Source organism: Cupriavidus phytohabitans (assembly GCF_017815025.1).
GTDB lineage: Bacteria > Pseudomonadota > Gammaproteobacteria > Burkholderiales > Burkholderiaceae > Cupriavidus.
The window spans coordinates 55,660-74,712 of the sequence record NZ_JAGIQB010000028.1 but is presented as its reverse complement, the minus strand read 5'-3'; the positions used below and the strand labels follow the sequence as shown (position 1 = coordinate 74,712).

General features: G+C 66.3%; 21 protein-coding genes. 10 read left to right on the top strand and 11 right to left on the bottom strand.

Annotated elements, in window-relative coordinates; genetic code table 11:
* Positions 1 to 5 precede the first annotated feature (5 nt).
* Positions 6 to 434, top strand: a complete 429-nt coding sequence (locus J8I34_RS19835) for a group II truncated hemoglobin (RefSeq protein ID WP_209775548.1) — start codon at positions 6 to 8, stop codon at positions 432 to 434.
* 43 nt (positions 435 to 477) lie between these two features.
* Complete coding sequence (locus J8I34_RS19830) at positions 478 to 1,074, top strand: DUF924 family protein (protein WP_209806767.1); 597 nt, start codon at positions 478 to 480, stop codon at positions 1,072 to 1,074.
* A 25-nt stretch (positions 1,075 to 1,099) separates the two neighbouring features.
* On the opposite strand, the gene J8I34_RS19825 is transcribed toward J8I34_RS19830, so the two are convergent.
* The 10 genes from J8I34_RS19825 to J8I34_RS19780 form a co-directional block, all read right to left on the bottom strand.
* A complete protein-coding gene (locus J8I34_RS19825; RefSeq protein WP_209806766.1) occupies positions 1,100 to 1,684 on the bottom strand; it encodes an LOG family protein in 585 nt (194 codons plus the stop codon).
* Positions 1,681 to 2,382 carry a TetR/AcrR family transcriptional regulator gene (locus tag J8I34_RS19820; RefSeq protein WP_209806765.1) on the bottom strand — a complete coding sequence of 234 codons (702 nt, stop codon included), beginning with the start codon at positions 2,380 to 2,382 and terminating at the stop codon, positions 1,681 to 1,683. Before J8I34_RS19820 ends, J8I34_RS19825 begins: the two co-directional genes overlap by 4 nt.
* Positions 2,383 to 2,501: 119 nt before the next feature.
* Complete coding sequence (locus J8I34_RS19815) at positions 2,502 to 2,984, bottom strand: diacylglycerol kinase (protein WP_209775546.1); 483 nt, start codon at positions 2,982 to 2,984, stop codon at positions 2,502 to 2,504.
* Positions 2,914 to 4,026, bottom strand: a complete 1,113-nt coding sequence (locus J8I34_RS19810) for a glycosyltransferase family 4 protein (RefSeq protein ID WP_209806764.1) — start codon at positions 4,024 to 4,026, stop codon at positions 2,914 to 2,916. The genes J8I34_RS19815 and J8I34_RS19810 overlap by 71 nt, the downstream gene beginning before the upstream one ends.
* A 60-nt stretch (positions 4,027 to 4,086) precedes the next feature.
* A complete protein-coding gene (locus J8I34_RS19805) occupies positions 4,087 to 5,070 on the bottom strand; it encodes a UDP-2,3-diacylglucosamine diphosphatase (protein WP_029044789.1) in 984 nt (327 codons plus the stop codon).
* 132 nt (positions 5,071 to 5,202) lie between these two features.
* Positions 5,203 to 6,183, bottom strand: a complete 981-nt coding sequence (locus tag J8I34_RS19800; RefSeq protein ID WP_209806763.1) for a lipase family alpha/beta hydrolase — start codon at positions 6,181 to 6,183, stop codon at positions 5,203 to 5,205.
* The gene (locus J8I34_RS19795; RefSeq protein WP_209806762.1) at positions 6,180 to 6,719 is read right to left on the bottom strand and encodes an RDD family protein; all 540 of its coding nucleotides are present in this window, start codon (positions 6,717 to 6,719) and stop codon (positions 6,180 to 6,182) included. Before J8I34_RS19795 ends, J8I34_RS19800 begins: the two co-directional genes overlap by 4 nt.
* Positions 6,720 to 6,827: 108 nt before the next feature.
* Positions 6,828 to 7,652, bottom strand: coding sequence for a DUF3106 domain-containing protein (locus J8I34_RS19790; protein ID WP_029044786.1), 825 nt, complete (start codon positions 7,650 to 7,652; stop codon positions 6,828 to 6,830).
* A gap of 1 nt (position 7,653) precedes the next feature.
* Positions 7,654 to 8,085: a DUF3619 family protein gene (locus tag J8I34_RS19785; protein ID WP_035876496.1), complete on the bottom strand. Its 432-nt coding sequence runs from the start codon at positions 8,083 to 8,085 to the stop codon at positions 7,654 to 7,656.
* Positions 8,082 to 8,651: an RNA polymerase sigma factor gene (locus tag J8I34_RS19780; RefSeq protein ID WP_029044784.1), complete on the bottom strand. Its 570-nt coding sequence runs from the start codon at positions 8,649 to 8,651 to the stop codon at positions 8,082 to 8,084. The genes J8I34_RS19785 and J8I34_RS19780 overlap by 4 nt, the downstream gene beginning before the upstream one ends.
* A gap of 379 nt (positions 8,652 to 9,030) precedes the next feature.
* Between J8I34_RS19780 and J8I34_RS19775 the strand changes: the two genes are divergently transcribed.
* The 7 genes from J8I34_RS19775 (at position 9,031) to J8I34_RS19745 (ending at position 16,807) form a co-directional block, all read left to right on the top strand.
* Positions 9,031 to 10,794, top strand: a complete 1,764-nt coding sequence (locus tag J8I34_RS19775; RefSeq protein WP_209775540.1) for an acetolactate synthase 3 catalytic subunit — start codon at positions 9,031 to 9,033, stop codon at positions 10,792 to 10,794.
* Positions 10,794 to 11,285, top strand: a complete 492-nt coding sequence (gene ilvN / locus J8I34_RS19770; protein ID WP_029044782.1) for an acetolactate synthase small subunit — start codon at positions 10,794 to 10,796, stop codon at positions 11,283 to 11,285. The genes J8I34_RS19775 and ilvN overlap by 1 nt, the downstream gene beginning before the upstream one ends.
* Before the next feature lie 130 nt (positions 11,286 to 11,415).
* Positions 11,416 to 12,432, top strand: a complete 1,017-nt coding sequence (ilvC, locus tag J8I34_RS19765) for a ketol-acid reductoisomerase (protein WP_029044781.1) — start codon at positions 11,416 to 11,418, stop codon at positions 12,430 to 12,432.
* A 256-nt stretch (positions 12,433 to 12,688) separates the two neighbouring features.
* The gene (locus J8I34_RS19760; protein ID WP_029044780.1) at positions 12,689 to 13,339 is read left to right on the top strand and encodes a phosphatidylserine decarboxylase; all 651 of its coding nucleotides are present in this window, start codon (positions 12,689 to 12,691) and stop codon (positions 13,337 to 13,339) included.
* 47 nt (positions 13,340 to 13,386) lie between these two features.
* The gene (gene pssA, locus J8I34_RS19755; RefSeq protein WP_029044779.1) at positions 13,387 to 14,307 is read left to right on the top strand and encodes a CDP-diacylglycerol--serine O-phosphatidyltransferase; all 921 of its coding nucleotides are present in this window, start codon (positions 13,387 to 13,389) and stop codon (positions 14,305 to 14,307) included.
* A 126-nt stretch (positions 14,308 to 14,433) separates the two neighbouring features.
* On the top strand, positions 14,434 to 14,937 hold the full coding sequence (lysM, locus tag J8I34_RS19750) for a peptidoglycan-binding protein LysM (protein ID WP_209806761.1): 504 nt from the start codon (positions 14,434 to 14,436) through the stop codon (positions 14,935 to 14,937).
* Positions 14,938 to 15,265: 328 nt separating this feature from the next.
* Positions 15,266 to 16,807 (top strand): 2-isopropylmalate synthase, encoded by a 1,542-nt coding sequence (locus J8I34_RS19745; RefSeq protein ID WP_029044777.1) that lies wholly within the window; start codon positions 15,266 to 15,268, stop codon positions 16,805 to 16,807.
* 101 nt (positions 16,808 to 16,908) lie between these two features.
* Here the strand turns inward: J8I34_RS19745 and J8I34_RS19740 are convergent, their stop codons facing one another.
* The gene (locus J8I34_RS19740) at positions 16,909 to 17,442 is read right to left on the bottom strand and encodes a hypothetical protein (RefSeq protein WP_029044776.1); all 534 of its coding nucleotides are present in this window, start codon (positions 17,440 to 17,442) and stop codon (positions 16,909 to 16,911) included.
* A gap of 200 nt (positions 17,443 to 17,642) precedes the next feature.
* On the opposite strand from J8I34_RS19740, the gene J8I34_RS19735 reads away from it, so the two are divergent.
* Complete coding sequence (locus J8I34_RS19735; protein ID WP_209806760.1) at positions 17,643 to 18,899, top strand: branched-chain amino acid ABC transporter substrate-binding protein; 1,257 nt, start codon at positions 17,643 to 17,645, stop codon at positions 18,897 to 18,899.
* Positions 18,900 to 19,053: the final 154 nt, after the last annotated feature.

The following is a 19,053-nucleotide window of genomic DNA, read 5'->3' as shown; positions in this document are numbered from 1 at the left end:
TTGTGATGAGTACTGAATCCAATCAACAATCCGGCAACGCCGACGGCACCCCCGAGGTCACGGCGTTCGAACTCGTCGGCGGCGAGGCGCGCGTGCGCGAGCTGGTCGACCGCTTCTACGACCTGATGGACCTGGAAACCCAGTTTGCCGGGCTGCGCGCAATCCATCCGCCTTCGCTGGACGGCTCGCGCGACAAGCTCTTCTGGTTCCTGTGCGGCTGGCTGGGCGGCCCCAACCACTTTATCGAGCGCTTCGGCCATCCGCGCCTGCGCGCGCGCCACATGCCCTTCGAGATCGGCATCAGCGAACGCGACCAGTGGATGCGCTGCATGGCACTGGCGATGCAGGACGTCGGCTTGCCCGAGGACCTGCAGCTGCGCCTGATGCAGGCGTTCTTCCAGACTGCCGACTGGATGCGCAACGTGGCGCGCTGAGGCGCCTTCTTCCCCTTTCTACTGCGAAAAAAAACATCCGCCCATGTCCGTGCAACTGCCTGAAGCTGCCTGCCGCGTGCTCGATTTCTGGTTCGACCAGCCCGGTTCGGCGACCTGGGATACTGAGCGCCGGGCATGGTTCGCCAAGTCGGATGACTTCGACGCCCGCATCCGCACGCACTTCCTGTCCGATTGGCAGGTCGCCAGCGAGGGCGCACTGGACGACTGGTCGGTCACGCCCGCAGGCGCCTGCGCCCGCGTGGTACTGCTGGACCAGTTCCCGCGCAACATGTTCCGTAACGACCCGCGCAGCTTCGGCACCGATGCGCAGGCGCTGGCGCTGGCCAGGCGCATCGTCGCGACCGGCATGGACCGTGAGCTGCCGACCGACTACCACCGCATGTTCTGCTACATGCCGTTCGAGCATTCGGAAGCGCTGGAAGACCAGTACGAGGCGGTGCGGCTGATGACGCAGCTGCGCGAGTCCAGTGGCGGGAAGGTGGATGTGGCGGAGTGGGCCGACAAGCACCGCGAGATCATCGCGCGCTTTGGCCGCTTTCCGCACCGCAACGCGGTGCTTGGCAGGCCGAGCACGGCGGAGGAACTGGCGTTCCTGCAGCGGCCGGGCTCGTCGTTCTAAGCGCGGCGGAATCCGCGCCCGTAGGTCAGGTCTTGTCGCGGGCCTGCTGCCACTTGTCCACGCGCACGCGCGGCGCGGCGGCCAGCTGGTCCAGCAGCGTGCCGGGCAGGTCCGCCACGTGCAGCAGGTCGGCATGCACCTGCTTCAGGAAACCTTCCTGCACGGCATGGCCGAGAAAGCCGAGCATGCCGTCATAGAAGCCGCCGACATTGAGCAGTCCCACCGGCTTGTCGTGATAGCCCAGCTGCAGCCAGGTGAAGGTCTCGAACAGTTCTTCGAAGGTGCCCACGCCGCCGGGCATGGCGATAAAGGCATCGGCACGGTCGGCCATCATCTGCTTGCGCTCGTGCATGTTGCGCACCACGTGCAGCTCGGTCAGGCCGCGGTGGCCCACTTCCTTCTGCATCAGCGCTTCCGGGATGATGCCGACGACGGTGCCGCCGTGCTCCAGCACTGCGTCGGCCACGGTGCCCATCAGGCCAACCTTGCCGCCGCCGTAGACCAGCGCCAGGCCGCGCTCGGCCAGCGCGCGGCCGAGCAGGCGCGCGCCCTCGGCATATTCGGGGCGGTTGCCGGGGCTGGAGCCGCAATAGACGCAGACAGATTTCACTTCTTTTCCTTTGCCGCTTCGGCGGCTGCCCTGGACGCCGCGTAGTCGCGGGCCAGCTGATCGAAGGCCTCGCGCGCGCGGCCGCGCAGGTAGGGCGCGAGGATCGAGAAGATGTGGTAGCTCGAGCCGTGCAGGTAGCCACGGATCTGCTCGGGATCGTTGTACTGGCGCGGATGCTGCACAAACTGGAACGACAGCCAGTAGGTGGCGATCACCACCATGTTGGTGCAGATCGCCTCGACCTGCTCGGGCGTGGCTTCCATCTCGCCGTCTTCCAGGAACTGCCGGCAGATCTCGTGCGCGAAGCGCTGCTTCTGCTCGACGATGCGCTTGAAGTTGGTCTCCAGCATCCGGTTGCGCGCCAGCAGGTCGTTGATGTCGCGGTACAGGAAACGGTAGTTCCACAGGAACTCGGACATGTACTGCAGGTAGCCCCAGCTCTCGTCCAGGGTCGCCTTGTGGTCGTCCGGCATCTTCAGGCGGCGCTCCATCTCCTGCTCGAAGCGCACGAAGATGGAGTTGATGATGTCGTCCTTGTTGCGGAAGTGGTAATAGAGATTGCCGGGGCTGATCTCCATCGCTTCCGCGATCGTCGTGGTGGTGACGTTCGGTTCGCCGACTTCGTTGAACAGGCGCAGCGAGACGTCGAGGATGCGGTCCCTGGTGCGGCGGGGGCCGGTTTGCGGTTTCGGTTCCATGGGCGTCCGGGCGATGGGTCGATCGGTGAATCGTGGCAGGGTAGCGATTATAAGCAATCGGCCCGCGCCACTGCCCGGCGGGCTCGCTGCTGGTACCTGGCCCGTACATTGCCCGGAAATCAGCCCGCCAGCGCCCGCACCCAGTGCACCACATGGGGCCCGGCAATGGCCAGCCAGGTGCCGCCGCAGAGCACCAGCGCCAGCATCACCGCGGCGCTGCCGAAATCCTTGGCGCGCTTGGACAGGCTGTGGCGTTCCAGCGAGATCCGGTCGATGGCCGCCTCGACGCTGGAGTTGAGCAGTTCCACGATCAGCACCACCAGCAGCGTGCCGAGCAGCAGGATGCGTTCGACCACCCCCACGGGCAGCAGGAAGGCGCATGGCGCCAGGATCGCCACCAGTGTCAGCTCCTGGCGGAATGCGCTTTCCTCCAGCACCGCGTAGCGCAGGCCGGACAGCGAGTTGATGGCGGCGTGCCAGGCGCGTGCCAGGCCGCGGTTGCTTTTGTGGGGGTTCTGCTCGATCGTGTAGTCAGCGCTCTGGGCTGCCGGCGGCCTCTGCAGGGGCGGGTCGGACGGCAGTTCCGGATGAGGTTTCGGCATGGCTTTGCGATGCGGGTTGGGCCGCCGCGCCGCCCGGCTTGCCGGCAGCGAACGGCCGCAAGTGGGCCAGGAACTGCTCGGAGGCGGCGCGCCACGAAAACCGTTCGGCATGGGCTCGGGCCGTGGCGCGGTCGATGCGCAGCGCTTCCAGGCAGGCTTCGCGCAGGTCTTCGTGCATCACGCCCGCGGGGCTGTCGCCCAGCACATCGATCGGGCCGGTGACCGGGTATGCCGCCACCGGCAGGCCGCTGGCCAGCGCTTCCAGCAGCACCAGTCCGAAGGTGTCGGTGCGGCTGGGGAACACGAAGACATCAGCCGAAGCATACACCCGAGCCAGTTCTGGCTGGCTCAGCACGCCCAGGTAGTTGGCGCCCGGATAGCGCGCGCGCAGCGCGGACAGCGCGGGGCCGTCGCCGACCACCCACTTGGAGCCGGGCAGGTCGAGCGCCAGGAAGGCCTCGACGTTCTTTTCCACCGCGACGCGGCCCACGTACAGGAAGATCGGGTGCGCCGTGTTGAGCACGTTGGCGCGCTGCGGCGTGAAGATGTCGAGATCGACGCCGCGCGTCCACAGCACGCCGTGGTCGATGCCGTGCTGGTGCAGGTCATCGAGCACCACCGGAGTCGGGGCCATCACCGACTGCGCCGGGCCGTGGAACCAGCGCAGGAAGCGGTAGGTCCAGGCCTGCGGGATGCCGAAGCGCGCCTGCACGTACTCCGGAAAACGCGTGTGGTAGGCCGTGGTGAAGGGCAGGCGCCGGCGCAGCGCGTGGCTTCGTGCAGCCAGGCCGAGCGGGCCTTCGGTGGCGATATGCAGGGCATCGGGGCCGAAGGCTTCGATGCGCCGCCGCACCCGCGCCGACGGCAACAGCGACAACCGGATCTCGGGATAGGTGGGGCACGGCACCGTGCGGAATTCCAGCGGCGTGATCATGTCGACCGTGTGGCCCAGTGCCTCCAGTTCGCGGCGCGTGGACTTGAGCGTGCGCACCACGCCGTTGACCTGCGGTTCCCAGGCATCGGTGACGATCAGGATCTTCATGCAGCCTCCTAGGGGGCGTTGGAAGGGCAATGCGGAATCAGGCTTGGCGGGCGGCCAGCATCAGCCCGCCACCGCGGCACGGCGCCGGCGACGGGTGGCCGGTTCGGGCGGATCCAGCAGCGTGGTCCAGTAGACGATCTTCAACTCGCCTTCCATGGTCTCGACCAGTGCCGACAGGCTTTCCACCCAGTCGCCGTCGTTGCAGTAGAGCTGGCCGTTGACTTCGCGGATCTCGGCCTTGTGGATGTGGCCGCAGACCACGCCATCGCAGCCGCGCCGGCGCGCTTCGTCGACCATCGCGGTCTCGAAGGCGCTGATGTAGTTCACCGCGTTCTTGACCTGGTGCTTCAGGAACTGCGACAGCGACCAGTACGGGAAGCCCAGACGCGCACGCAGCCGGTTGAAGTGCCGGTTCAGCGCCAGGATCATCGTGTACAGCGAGTCGCCCAGGTACGCCAGCCAGCGCGCATGCTGCACCACGCCGTCGAACAGGTCGCCATGCACCACCCACAGCCGGCGCCCGGTGGCGGTGACGTGGACCGCTTCTTCGCGCACGGTGATGTCGCCGAACGCCATGCCGTCGAACTGGCGCGCGGCCTCGTCGTGGTTGCCGGGCACGTAGATCACCTCGGTGCCCTTGCGCGCCTTGCGTAGCAGTTTCTGCACGACGTCGTTGTGGCTTTGCGGCCAGTACCAGCCGCGGCGCAGCTGCCAGCCGTCGATGATGTCGCCGACCAGGTAGAGCTGGTCGGATTCGTTGTGCTTGAGGAAGTCGAGCAGGTAGGTGGCCTGGCAGCCGGGTGTGCCCAGGTGGATGTCGGACAGCCAGATGGCGCGGTAGCGGTGGACCTTGTGCGGCTCAGGCGGATACGTTTGCGGCTGCTCGCGCAGCGGCGCGAGTGCGGCGGCATCAAGGCCCGGCGGCAGGAATGCGCTCAGCGGTGCCGCGGTGTCCCAGCCGCTGCCGGGGCTGCGGCGCAGCCGTTGCTTCAGTTGCGCGGCCTTCGACAGGTATCCGCGGGCGGATCGGAGTGCTTGCACCATGGCAGTCCCGGTAGCGGCGATGGCTGCATTCAGCCAGCGCGCGATGACGCCGCCGTGACGAAAACATGACTGACTTGTGAAGCGTGGGAAACCGTGGCGCAAGCGGGACAGCAGCGATGCCGTCGCCGCCGGCTAGCGTCCGCGTGCCGACAGCTCCCGCAGCGCATCCAGCACCGCCTGGATCGCCGCCGGATGCCGCAGCAGCGACACATGGCCGATGCCTGACAGCGCGATATGTCCGGCGCCGTCGATCCAGCCTGTGCAGGGCGGCCCGGCGATCGAGTCGTGCCAGCTGAACACCGAGATCATGCGGGCGCGCAGGCGCGGGCTTTCCGCGCTGGCAAGCGCGCGCAGCCAGGGGCTGCCGCAGCGCATCTGCGCGGCGTTGTGCCCGCCGCCGAAGCGCGCCAGCGCGCTGCCATGGTGCGGGGTGCCGAGGGTCACGATACCGGCGCAGATGTCTTCGTCGCCAGCCAGCTGCAGCGCCGCGCGTGCCACCAGCCCGCCCATGCTGTGGCACACCAGCAATGGCGCACGGCCGTAGGCTGCGGTCGTGCGCAGCATCGCGCCCAGCAGCGCATGCGCATAGTCGTCGATATCGCCAAAGACCGGCAGCAGGTCGATCCCTTCGCAGCGATAGCCAGCGGCCGCCAGCGCGGGCTGCATGTCGAGCCAGATCGCCTGCCCGCAGGCGTAGCCGTGGACCAGCAGCACCGGCGGCGAGTCGCGGCCGGGCAGGGCGTCGGCGGGCGGGGCAAAGGGCGCGCGGGCGCGGAATGGCTGCAGCCAGTCGAACATGCGCAGGACGGACCGGATCTCGTTCAGGTAGCAGCGCAGCGCTTCAGGCAAGCGCAGCGGGCGGCGTGTCGCGGCAAGTTCTTGCGGCGGCGCGGGCGGGCGGTGGCCTGGCGCCACCAACAGGCCGCGCCCGGTAAGGGCAAAGGCGATGGCGATGCCGGTTGCGAAGCCGCCGAGGATCACCGCCGCGCCGGCGGCGATCGCGCCCGGCCAGGGCCATCCCGCCAGCCGCACCAGGGCGGCGGCGATGCCAAGCGCCGCGGCCGCCTGCGCGGTCAGCGCCAGGCGGCGGATGCCGGCGGCGCCGAGCGTCATGCCTTGGGCGTGCGCAGGTCCGCGAGCCGCGTGCCGGCGAGGCGGTCGTGCAGGAACTGCCGGCGCGGGTCAAGCCAGGCCAGCAGGATCCAGACCAGCAGGCCAGCGCACAGCACGCCGACGAACGGGCCCTTGACCAGCCCCAGCCAGTGCCCGAGCGCCGCCGACGGCGGCAGCCATAGCCAGGCCAGCACATAGCGCAGCGCCGCCTGCGGCCAGCGCGGCGGTGCGCCGGTGGCGTTCTCGACGCGGATGCGCCAGGTCTGCATGGCCAGGGTCTGGCCGTTGCGCTGCCAGAACCAGGTGAAATACAGGCCCATCACCAGGAAGCTCCACAGCTGGATCGTCAGCGGACCGTCCACGCCGGCCTGCCGCAGCAGCGGACGCAGCAGCAGGTAGCAGGCCGTGGTGGCGCTCAGCACGCCGAACAGCAGTACGCCTTCGTACAGCATGCAGGCAATGCGGCGGCGCAGTGGCGGTGCCACGGGCGCCGGGGCTGCGGCGGGCTTGGGATCGAGGGTGGTGGCAGCGGGCATGTCAGGCTAAGAAGGGCGGCGCCAGCGAGCGCGGCGCGGGTCGCGCAAGACAGCCATTATGCCAAAGGGCATGCCGGCCACCATGCGGACCACCGACCGGGCGGGCGACTACTGGCGCGCCGTGCCTTCGGAGGCCGCTGCGGCCTCGGTAGCGGGTTCCGGGGCGGCCGGAGCCGTGCTGGCGGCGGCAGCAGGTGCGGTTGCAGCCGAGGCGCTGGCCGGGGTGGCTGCCGTGGCTGGCTGTGCGGCCGGAACGGATGCCGTTGCCGGCACTGCGGCCGCAGTCGCCGACGCTGCAGCCGCGGCAGAAGCGGCCTGGGTTTCGCTGGCCGGTTTGCCGGCCGCGCCGGCGGCCTTGGGCCCGTGCCGAACCGTGTGGCTGGTGCCGCCCGGCAGGCGCTTGGTGCTCGGCAGCGCGCTGACGGCGCCTGGCCGGCTGGGCACGCGCTCCGCGGCGGCCAGCTTCTTCTTCTGCTCTTCCGGGAGTTGCTGGTACTTGTCCCATGCCTCGGCCTTCTTATCGGCCGGCAGCGCGCGGGTGATCTGGTAGTTCTCGCGCGCCAGGCGCCGTTGCTGCGGCGTCATCTTGACCCATTCAGCCATGCGCTCCTGCAGCCGCGCCTGTTCCTCCGGGGAGAACTTCGGATAGCGCTCGGCGATGCGCAGCCACTTGCGGCGGTTCAGTTCGGGCAGGGTGTTCCACAGCGGCTGCAGCGGCGCCAGGATGCGCTGGTTGACCGGGCTCAGCTCGGACCACGCCGGGCGCACGCTGGCTGGCGCCGGTGCCGCGGATGCCGAAGTGGCGCCGGATGCTGCTTGCGCGTGCGCGGCCGCCGGCAGCAGCGACCAGCCAGTGGCGGTGCCGGCCACCGCCAGCAGCAGCGCGGCCAGCCGGCGGCGCAGGGCGTCGGGGCGGGACAGTGCGGGCGCCATGCTATTGCCCGTGTTTCAGGAAGACGTGGAAGCCCTCGTCGGCGTAGGCCGTGGGCGGCAGGTCGTCGAGCAGCATGGCCGCATCGACATCGGCCAGTTCTTCGACGCGCTTCTGCTGCTGCCAGTGATAGATGCCCATCAGGCCGGCGCCCAGCGCCACCAGCGTCCAGATCAGGCCCAGGCGGCGCAGCCAGGCACCGGCGCGGTGCAGCGGCGAGTCGTCCTCGTCGAACATCGGGACATGCGGTCCCGGCATGGCGAGTTGCCGCACCGGCACGGCCACTTCGGCCTTCTTGCGCGCGAGCGCGATCCGGCGCGCGGCGGCGAGCCGTTCGGCAATGTCGGCCGGCAAAGCCTCGGCACTGGCATCGAGTGCCGTGCGAATCTCATGGGCGAACCGGCGTTCGCGGATCTCTCTCTCGTTTATGCTCATAGTCGGACCCCCCGTGCGCGCAGGGCTTGCGCCAGAGTATGCGTGGCACGGGAACAGTGCGTCTTGACGCTGCCCTCGGAGCAGCCCATGGCGGCTGCGGTTTCGGCAACGTCCATATCTTCCCAGTAACGCATCAGGAATGCCTCGCGTTGACGCGCCGGCAGGCGCTGGATCTCCTGCTCGATGATCTGCATCACCTGCGCGCGCTCCACCTTGTCGGCGCTGCTTTCCGCCGATTCGGAGCCGGCCTGCGCCTCCAGCGTCTCCAGCAGGTCGTTGTCGTCGCCGCCGTCGCGGTCGTCGCGCAGGCTGGAGAACAGCGTGACCCAGGTGTTGCGCACCTTCTGGCGGCGGAACCAGTCATGGATGGTGTTCTGCAGGATGCGCTGGAACAGCGGCGGCAACTCGGCGGCGCCCTTGTCGCCGTATTTCTCGGCCAGCTTGATCATGGCGTCCTGCACGATATCCAGCGCCGCCTCGTCGTCGCGGACCGCGAACACGGCCTGCTTGAAGGCGCGGCGTTCAACGCTGGCGAGAAAATCGGTCAGTTCCTGGTCGGTGGCCATTCAGGCGGAGTGCGGCTTGGTGTGCAGCTTGTTGCGGCGTCGATTGCCCGGCCCTTGCGAATGTGCTGCGTGCGGCCCGTAGCACGCGCAAGGTGCTGCGATGCTAGCAAAAAAAACCGCGCATGTACCACTTTGTATTGGGTGAAATACATTGCGGAGCGGGAATCCGTCCTCCGCGCCTGCGTAAAACCCCGTAAAACAACCATAGACCGCGCTGGTGCATTGCAGTATCATCGACGGTTCACACGACATCAGTGGTTGTCTCATCCGGCCGCTTATGAGGCGGTCTTCCATGCAGACGCGCACCGCTTGAACCCGAGCCACAAGTTCGGCAGAGAGCATCCAAACAATTTTTTGCCGAAAATTGCAAAGGACTGAAATGAACATGCCCGGCGCGGAATTCTCCCACGCAGACAGCAATTCATCTGCCGCACCCGAAATGATCGGGGCGGAAATCCTCGTTCACGCACTTGCCGAAGAAGGCGTCGAGTACGTCTGGGGCTACCCCGGCGGCGCAGTGCTGTATATCTACGACGAGCTCCACAAGCAAAAGAAGTTCGAGCACATCCTGGTGCGCCACGAGCAGGCCGCGGTCCATGCCGCAGACGGCTATGCACGGGCAACCGGCAAGGTGGGCGTTGCCCTGGTGACCTCGGGTCCCGGCGTGACCAATGCCGTCACGGGCATTGCCACCGCGTACCTCGACTCGATCCCGATGGTGGTGATCACCGGCAACGTGCCGACCCACGCCATTGGCCAGGACGCCTTTCAGGAGTGCGACACCGTCGGCATCACCCGCCCGATCGTCAAGCACAATTTCCTGGTAAAGGACGTGCGCGACCTCGCCGCGACCATCAAGAAGGCGTTCTTCATTGCCTCGACCGGCCGTCCGGGCCCGGTGGTGGTGGACATCCCCAAGGATGTCTCGCGCAATGCCTGCAAGTACGAGTACCCCAAGTCGATCGACATGCGCTCGTACAACCCGGTGAACAAGGGTCACTCTGGCCAGATCCGCAAGGCGGTGGCACTGCTGCAGAACGCCGAGCGCCCGTACATCTACAGCGGCGGCGGCGTGGTGCTGGCCAATGCCAGCGATGAGCTGCGCCAGCTGGCCGCGATGACCGGCCACCCGGTGACCAACACGCTGATGGGCCTGGGCGCGTTCCCCGGCACCCACAAGCAGTTCGTCGGCATGCTCGGCATGCACGGCACGTATGAAGCCAACATGGCCATGCAGAACTGCGACGTGCTGATCGCCATCGGTGCCCGCTTCGACGATCGCGTGATCGGCAACCCGTCGCATTTCACCTCGCAGGCGCGCAAGATCATCCATATCGATATCGACCCGTCGTCGATCTCGAAGCGCGTCAAGGTCGATATCCCCATCGTCGGCAACGTCAAGGACGTGCTGCAGGAACTGATCGCCCAGCTCAAGGCCAGCGAGGTCAAGCCCAAGCGCGAAGCCCTGGCCAAGTGGTGGGAGCAGATCGAGCAATGGCGTTCGGTGGACTGCCTGAAGTACGACCGCAGCTCCGAGATCATCAAGCCGCAGTACGTGGTGGAAAAGATCTGGGAACTGACCCACGGCGACGCCTTTATCTGCTCCGACGTCGGCCAGCACCAGATGTGGGCCGCGCAGTTCTACAAGTTCAACGAGCCGCGCCGCTGGATCAACTCCGGCGGCCTGGGCACGATGGGCGTGGGCCTGCCGTACGCAATGGGCATCAAGAAGGCATTCCCGGAGAAGGAAGTCGTCACCATCACCGGCGAAGGCTCGATCCAGATGTGCATCCAGGAACTGTCGACCTGCCTGCAGTACGACACCCCGGTGAAGATCTGCTCGCTCAACAACGGCTACCTCGGCATGGTGCGCCAATGGCAGGAGATCGAGTACGACAACCGCTACTCGCACTCCTACATGGACGCGCTGCCCGATTTCGTCAAGCTGGCCGAGGCCTACGGGCATATCGGCATGCGCGTCGAGAAGACGTCCGACGTCGAGCCGGCGCTGCGCGAGGCGTTCCGCCTGAAGGACCGTACCGTGTTCCTGGACTTCCAGACCGATCCCACCGAAAACGTCTGGCCGATGGTCCAGGCGGGCAAGGGCATTTCCGAAATGCTGCTCGGCGCGGAGGACCTGTAATGCGACACATCATTTCGGTCCTGCTGGAAAACGAAGCCGGTGCGCTGTCGCGCGTGGTGGGCCTGTTCTCGGCCCGCGGGTACAACATCGAAACGCTGACCGTGGCGCCGACCGAGGACGCCTCGCTGTCGCGCATGACCATCGTCACCACCGGTTCGGATGACGTGATCGAGCAGATCACCAAGCACCTGAACCGGCTGGTGGAAGTGGTCAAGGTGGTCGACCTGACCGAGGGCGCGCACATCGAGCGCGAGTTGATGCTCGTCAAGGTGCGCGCGGTCGGCAAGGAGCGCGAGGAAATGAAGCGCACTGCCGACATCTTCCGCGGCCGCATCATCGATGTCACCGAGAAGACCTACACCATCGAGCTGACCGGCAACGGCGTGAAGCTCGATGCGTTCCTGGACGCAATCGACCGTACCGCCATCCTGGAGACCGTCCGTACCGGCGGTTCGGGCATCGGCCGCGGCGAGCGCATCCTGAAGGTCTGATTCACAGCCGCCCGCACAGCCAGCTGAACAGGTTCAAGCAGTATCCCCCGGGCGGCGCGATCCGTGCGCACACAATGCGCACGAGGACGCCGCCCCCCTCATATAAAAGACAGAGATTGAAGGATTTATCATGAAAGTGTTTTACGACAAGGACGCCGACCTCTCGCTGATCAAGGGCAAGAACGTCACCATCATCGGTTACGGCTCGCAGGGCCACGCCCACGCGCTGAACCTGAAGGATTCGGGCGTCAACGTGACGGTCGGCCTGCGCAAGAGCGGCGCGTCGTGGAACAAGGCCGCCAACGCCGGCCTGCAAGTCAAGGAAGTGGCCGAGGCCGTCAAGGGCGCGGACGTGGTCATGATCCTGCTGCCGGACGAGCAGATCGCCGACGTGTACAAGAACGAAGTGCACGACAACATCAAGGAAGGCGCAGCGCTGGCCTTCGCCCACGGTTTCAACGTGCACTACGGTGCCGTGATCCCGCGCGCCGACCTGGACGTGATCATGATTGCGCCGAAGGCCCCGGGCCACACCGTTCGCGCCACGTACACGCAAGGTGGCGGCGTGCCGCACCTGATCGCCGTGCACCAGAACAAGTCCGGTGCTGCCCGTGACATCGCCCTGTCGTACGCCACCGCCAACGGCGGCGGCCGTGCAGGCATCATCGAGACCAACTTCCGCGAAGAAACCGAAACCGACCTGTTCGGCGAACAGGCCGTGCTGTGCGGCGGTACCGTCGAGCTGATCAAGGCTGGTTTCGAAACCCTGGTGGAAGCCGGCTACGCGCCGGAAATGGCCTACTTCGAGTGCCTGCACGAACTGAAGCTGATCGTCGACTTGATCTACGAAGGCGGCATCGCCAACATGAACTACTCGATCTCCAACAACGCGGAATATGGTGAGTACGTCACGGGTCCGCGCGTGGTGACCGAAGAGACCAAGAAGGCGATGAAGCAGTGCCTGAAGGACATCCAGACCGGTGAGTACGCCAAGAGCTTCCTGCTGGAGAACAAGGCCGGTGCCCCGACGCTGATTTCGCGCCGCCGCCTGAACGCCGAGCACGAGATCGAAGTGGTGGGCGAGAAGCTGCGCGCAATGATGCCGTGGATCGCCAAGAACAAGATGGTCGACCAGTCGAAGAACTAAGCAGCATCGCTGTCTGATGGCCCGCGCCGCACGGCGGCGGGCCTGGGCCGTTCAGCGTTCCGCGCCATGCCCTTCTATCATCGAAAGGGGATACGCGGGAACCTGGACGGCTTTTTGTTATCCTTGTCGAACTTTTCAGGCAAGGCGTGCCGGATGCGTCGCTCGCGACGACGGGCCGGCTGGCACCGTCCCGGCGCACATGGCTGCCGCCGCGACGTCGTGGCCTTGGTGTTGATTCCATCGAAACTCGTACTGCATGAACTATCCTCATCCGCTGATCGCCCGTGAAGGCTGGCCGTTCCTGGCCGGCGCCTTTGTCATCTCGCTGCTGGTGCACGCCAGCGCGGGCTTCTGGTGGGCGCTGCCGCTGTGGATCATCACGGTGTTCGTGCTGCAGTTCTTCCGCGACCCGCCGCGCCCGATTCCCTCGGCGCCCAATGCGGTGCTGGCGCCCGCGGACGGCCGCATCGTCGTGGTCGAGAAGACGCAGGATCCGTATGCCAACCGCGAGGCGCTGAAGATCAGCGTCTTCATGAACGTCTTCAACGTGCATTCGAACCGCGTTTCGGTCGACGGCGCGGTGGAGAAGGTCGAATATTTTCCGGGCAAGTTCGTCAACGCGGACCTGGACAAGGCCTCGGTCGAGAACGAGCGCAACGCCGTGGTCATCCGCCGCGCGGCCGATGGCCAGGTGGTGACGCTGGTGCAGGTGGCCGGCCTGGTGGCGCGCCGTATCCTCTGCTACACCAAGGTGGGCGACAAGCTCGCGCGCGGCCAGCGCTACGGTTTCATCCGCTTTGGTTCGCGCGTGGACGTGTACCTGCCGCTCGACGCGCGTCCGCGCGTGACCATTGGCGAGAAGGTGTCGGCGTCGTCGACCATCCTCGCCGAACTCGACGTGAAGTGAGCGAAGGCCTGACCAGCGCGACAGGACGACAAGACAGGAGGACTGCGATGGTTGCCTTCCATCGACGTAACAAGCGGGGCAGCAGCGGCAACGTGACGCACCTGCGGCCGTTCCGCCACAACCAGCTGCGCGGTGCCGAGGACTATGACGACGATGCCGCGGACGACCACGACATCGCCTACGAACGCCAGCGGCCGCGCCGCCGCGGCATCTACCTGCTGCCCAACGCGTTCACCACCGCGGCATTGTTCGCCGGCTTCTTCGCCATCGTGCAGGCGATGAACATGCGCTTCGACGTGGCCGCCATCGCGATCTTCGCGGCCATGGTGCTCGATGGCATGGACGGGCGCGTGGCGCGCATCACCAATACGCAGAGCGCGTTCGGCGAGCAGTATGACTCGCTGTCGGACATGACCTCGTTCGGCGTCGCGCCGGCGCTGGTGATGTATGAATGGATCCTGCATGACCTCGGCAAGTGGGGCTGGATAGCGGCCTTTGTCTATTGCACCTGCGCGGCGCTGCGGCTGGCGCGCTTCAACGCCAATATCGGCGTGGTCGACAAGCGCTTCTTCCAGGGTTTGCCCAGCCCGGCTGCCGCGGCATTGGTCGCCGGCTTTGTCTGGCTGGTGATCGACAACAAGCTGCCGGTCAAGGAGCTGTGGATGCCGTGGGTGGCGTTCGGCATCACGCTGTATGCGGGGCTGTCGATGGTGTCCAACGCGCCGTTCTACAGCGGCAAGGCGCTGGATGTGCGCTACCGCGTGCCGTTCGGCATGATGGTGCTGGTCCTGGTGCTGTTCGTGGTGGTGTCGACCGATCCGCCGGTGGCGCTATTCGGGCTGTTCGTCGCCTACGCGATCTCGGGCTACGTGCTGTGGGGCTGGCGTGCCATTCATGGGCAGCCGGGCGGGGTCCGCAAGGTGCGCGAAAGCGGCAACGGCGGCAACGGAAACGGCGGCAACGCTTGAAGGTTGCAGGCAGGGAAGGGCGCTACGGCGCCCTTCGTGCTTTCCCGGTTTCACAATTGTTTTCACGCCGCGGCCACCGGGCCGTGGCACTCTGCAGTGTTTTCCACTTACCGTCAGGAGGATGTCATGGGCATGTTCGACTTCATCAAGGAAGCGGGGGAAAAGCTGTTCGGCACCGGCGAGGCCAAGGCGGCGCAGCAGGCCGCGGCGGCGGATGCATCGGCCGAGAAGGTCGATGCCGCCAACCGTGCCGCGGGCGATGCGATCGAGGCGTACATCAAGAAGATGGGGCTCGATGCCACCGGTCTGATGGTGCAGGTGGATGGCTCGCAGGGCCTGGTGACGGTGTTCGGCGTGGCGCCGGACCAGGCCACGCGCGAGAAGATCATCCTTTGCGCCGGCAACGTCGAAGGCGTGGACAAGGTCGAGGACAAGATGTCGGTCAACGTCGAATCGACCGAATCGCAATGGCATACCGTGGTCAAGGGCGACACGCTGTGGGCCATCGCGCAGGCCGCCTACGGCAACGGCGCCGAGTACAACAGGATCTTCGAAGCCAACAAGCCGATGCTGTCGCATCCGGACAAGATCTACCCGGGCCAGAAGTTGCGCATCCCGCCCAAGGGCTGAAAGGCGCGGCGGCAAGCGGGCGCGTTGGGCAAAACCCTGTATTGCACCTGCGCGCCAAACCAGCTATAGTCGCTCCCATGATTTCGCGCCAAGTCCTACTCGCCCGCACCACCCTAGGTGGCCTACTAGGCCATCAGGTCGGGACGCGCGCGCGCTGAGGACAACGCTACCCTTAGCGCGGAATCCGTAAGGAACACCAACGCCCCGGCCTGCTCGTGCACGCCGGGGCGTTTTGCATTCCACAGCCGTGGAGCGCGGAACAGGCGGTAAGCCCCGGACACGGCAGGCCCGGGACAGCACACCAGAAGCTACTCAGGAGCTCCACAAAATGTCTGACAAACTCATCATTTTCGACACCACCTTGCGTGACGGCGAGCAGTCGCCCGGCGCTTCCATGACCCGCGAGGAAAAGATCCGCATCGCGCGCCAGCTGGAACGCCTGAGGGTCGATGTGATCGAGGCCGGCTTTGCGGCCAGCTCCAATGGCGACTTCGAAGCCATCCGCGCGATCGCCCAGGTGGTGAAGGACTCGACCATCTGCTCGCTGGCCCGCGCCAACGACAAGGACATCGCCCGCGCGGCCGAGGCGCTCAAGCCCGCCAACTCGTTCCGCATCCACACCTTCATCGCTACGTCCGCGCTGCACATGGAGAAGAAGCTGCGCATGACGCCGGACCAGGTGTACGAGCAGGCCCGCCTGGCAGTGCGCTTTGCGCGCCAGTTCACCGACGATATCGAGTTCTCGCCCGAAGACGGCAGCCGCTCGGACATGGACTTCCTGTGCCGCGTGCTCGAAGGCGTGATCGCAGAGGGCGCGACCACCATCAACCTCCCGGACACTGTCGGCTATGCCGTGCCGGAAGGCTACGCGGAGCTGATCCGCTCGGTGCGCGAGCGCATTCCGAATTCGGACAAGGCGATCTGGTCGGTGCACTGCCATAACGACCTCGGCATGGCTGTGGCCAACTCGCTGGCCGCGGTCAAGCTGGGCGGCGCGCGCCAGGTCGAGTGCACCATCAACGGCCTGGGCGAACGCGCTGGCAACACCAGCCTGGAAGAGGTGGTGATGGCGGTGAAGACCCGCCGCGACTACTTCAACATGGACGTCGGCGTGGACACCACGCAGATCGTGCCGGCCTCCAAGCTGGTATCGCAGATCACCGGTTTCGTGGTGCAGCCGAACAAGGCTGTGGTCGGCGCCAACGCCTTTGCGCATGCCTCGGGCATCCACCAGGATGGCGTGCTCAAGGCGCGCGACACCTACGAGATCATGCGCGCGGAGGACGTGGGCTGGACCGCCAACAAGATCGTGCTGGGCAAGCTGTCGGGCCGCAATGCCTTCAAGCAGCGCCTGCAGGAGCTCGGCATCGAGCTCGACAGCGAGAGCGAAGTCAACGCCGCCTTCACCCGCTTCAAGGAGCTGGCCGACCAGAAGGCCGAGATCTTCGATGAAGACATCATGGCGATCGTCTCGAACGAGGCGCAGCATGACGCGAACGAGCACTTCCGCTTCATTTCGCTGTCGCAGCGTTCCGAGACCGGCGAGCGCCCGCATGCACGCGTGGTGTTCAGCATGGACGGCCAGGAGCAGAGCGGCGAAGGCGAGGGCAACGGCCCCGTGGACGCCACGCTGCATGCGATCGAGTCGCGCGTGTCCAGCGGCGCCGAGATGGTGCTGTACTCGGTGAACGCGATCACCGGCGGTACCGAGGCTCAGGGCGAAGTGACCGTGCGCCTGTCCAAGGCCGGCCGCATCGTCAACGGCGTGGGCACCGACCCGGATATCGTCGCCGCATCGGCCAAGGCCTACCTGGCCGCGCTGAACAAGCTGCACGACAAGGCCGTGCAGAAGATCAACCCGCAGATCTGACCAAGGCTTCTGCGTTAGGCGGCGGATGGCTTACCCGGCCTGAGCGTACGGACCAAGCCCGCCATTCCCGACCCGGGGATGGCGGGCTTTTTCATGTGCGCCTACCATCGGCGGAATCTTTCATCGGGGTCGTAGAGCGGGTCGGGCGTGATCTGGGTCCGGCGCAGCACGCCGGCATCGTCGAAATAGAAGTGGAACAGCGACGGCCATACGTCTTCATGGCGGAAGCGGTAGGACCAGACCTCATTGCGCATCCGCGGAAAATACTCGACCGGCAGCCGCGTCACGCCGAAGTGCTCGGCGACGTCCTCCCGGGTCCAGGTGCCGACCTGCGCCTTATACAGCTCCAGCGTCGACAGCATGTTGCGGAAGCTCGTGAGGTTGCCGTTGCGGTCGAATTCGGCACCATAGGCGTACTGGCCCATCGGCTGCTGGGAATAGATCCAGCGCGAGGTGCCGTCGGGCAAGTTGTAGATGTCCGTGGGCGGCCCGAACCTCGCCTGGACCGCAGCCTTGGGTTGGCCGACCAGCTTGGTGCCTTCCTGGACCGGCATCAGCGTGGTGCAGGCACAGAGCAGGGCTGCGGCAAGCGCCAGGGTGAGCCGGCGGGCACCGCCGGCAATTGCAGGGTTCATGACGGCCTCGGTCAATGCTTTGCTGATATCGAGAGTGTAGTCCCACGCCTGCCATTGTGTGGCCTTGGCGCTGCTTTCTGCCGCTTCTTCGCGCAATATGATGGGATCCGCGCCAAATCCCGGCGGAGGCGGTGCACGCGGGCGTCATTTGCACCGGACCGGCGTGCTGCCGTACCATCCACCGCTTTCCGGGAGAGACTATGCAGGGTGTGGCGCGGTTGCGAGGTTGGCTGGGCGGCTTGTTGTTGGCAGTGGCAGCGGGCGCGTCCGCTCAGGAGCCGATCCGCCTGGGGATGATCGACGGACTTTCCGGCCCGTTCGCCAACGCGGGCGAGGCCGTGGCGCGCAACCTGCGCCTGGCGATCGAACGCGTCAATGCCCGCGGCGGCGTCAAGACCGCCGAGGGCGCGCGAACCTTCGAGCTGGTGACGTTCGACAGCAAGGGCAATGTCGATGAGAGCCTGATCCAGTTCCGCGCCCTGACCGACCGGCGCATTCCCTTCGTCCTGCAGGGCAACAGTTCGGCCGTGGCCGGGGCACTGGTCTCTGCCATCAACCGGCACAATGCGCGCCAGCCCGATGCGCGCGTGCTGTTCCTGAACTATTCGGCGGTCGATCCCAGCCTGACCAACGAGAACTGCAGCTTCTGGCATTTCCGTTTCGACGCCAGCGCCGACATGCGCATGCAGGCGCTGACCGAGGTGATCAGGCAGGACCAGTCCGTGCGCAAGGTCTATCTGATCGACCAGGACTACAGCTTCGGCCATCAGGTGGCGCGTTCGGCGCGCGAGATGCTGGCCGCGCGCCGCCCGGACATCCAGATTGTCGGCGACGAATTCCATCCTATCGGCAAGATCAAGGATTTTGCCCCCTATATCGCCAAGATCAAGGCGAGCGGCGCCGATGCGGTCATCACCGGCAACTGGGGCAACGACCTGACCCTGATGGTCAAGGCGGCACGCGAGGGCGGGCTGCAGGCCAAGTTCTACACGTTCTACGGCAACGGCCTGGGCGCCCCGGCGGCAATGGGCGATGCTGGCGTTGGCCGCGTGCTGGCCGTGGCCGAATGGCACCCGAACGTGGGCGGCGCTGCCTCGGATGCGTTTTACCAGCAGTTCCGGGCGCGTTACCCCGAGCCGAAGGACGATTACGTGCATCTGCGCATGCAGATGATGGTGGAAATGCTGGCACGCGCCATCGAGAAGGCGGGCACCACCGACGCGGTCAGGGTGGCGCGGACGCTGGAGAATATGCGCTACGTCAACGACTTCCATGAAGCTACAATCCGCGCGGAGGACCACCAGGTACTGCAGCCGCTCTATGTGTCCGTGATGGACAAGCAGGGCGGTGCGGTGCGGTTCGACAACGAGGGCTCGGGCTACGGCTTCCGCACCGTGCGCAAGCTGAAGGCGGCGCAGACCACGCTGCCGACCACGTGCCGGATGGAGCGTCCTTGATAGAGCGCCCCTGAGCGCCGGAAGGCCGCGCGGGAGTTCCGATTCTCCTCGCGCGCCTTTTCGGCTATAATGCGCGGCTGTCGTCGCCTGGCTCCTGGCCGGATGGCGGCAAATCCGTGACACGACGCATGCGGCGCATCCCGCGCTGTGGCGG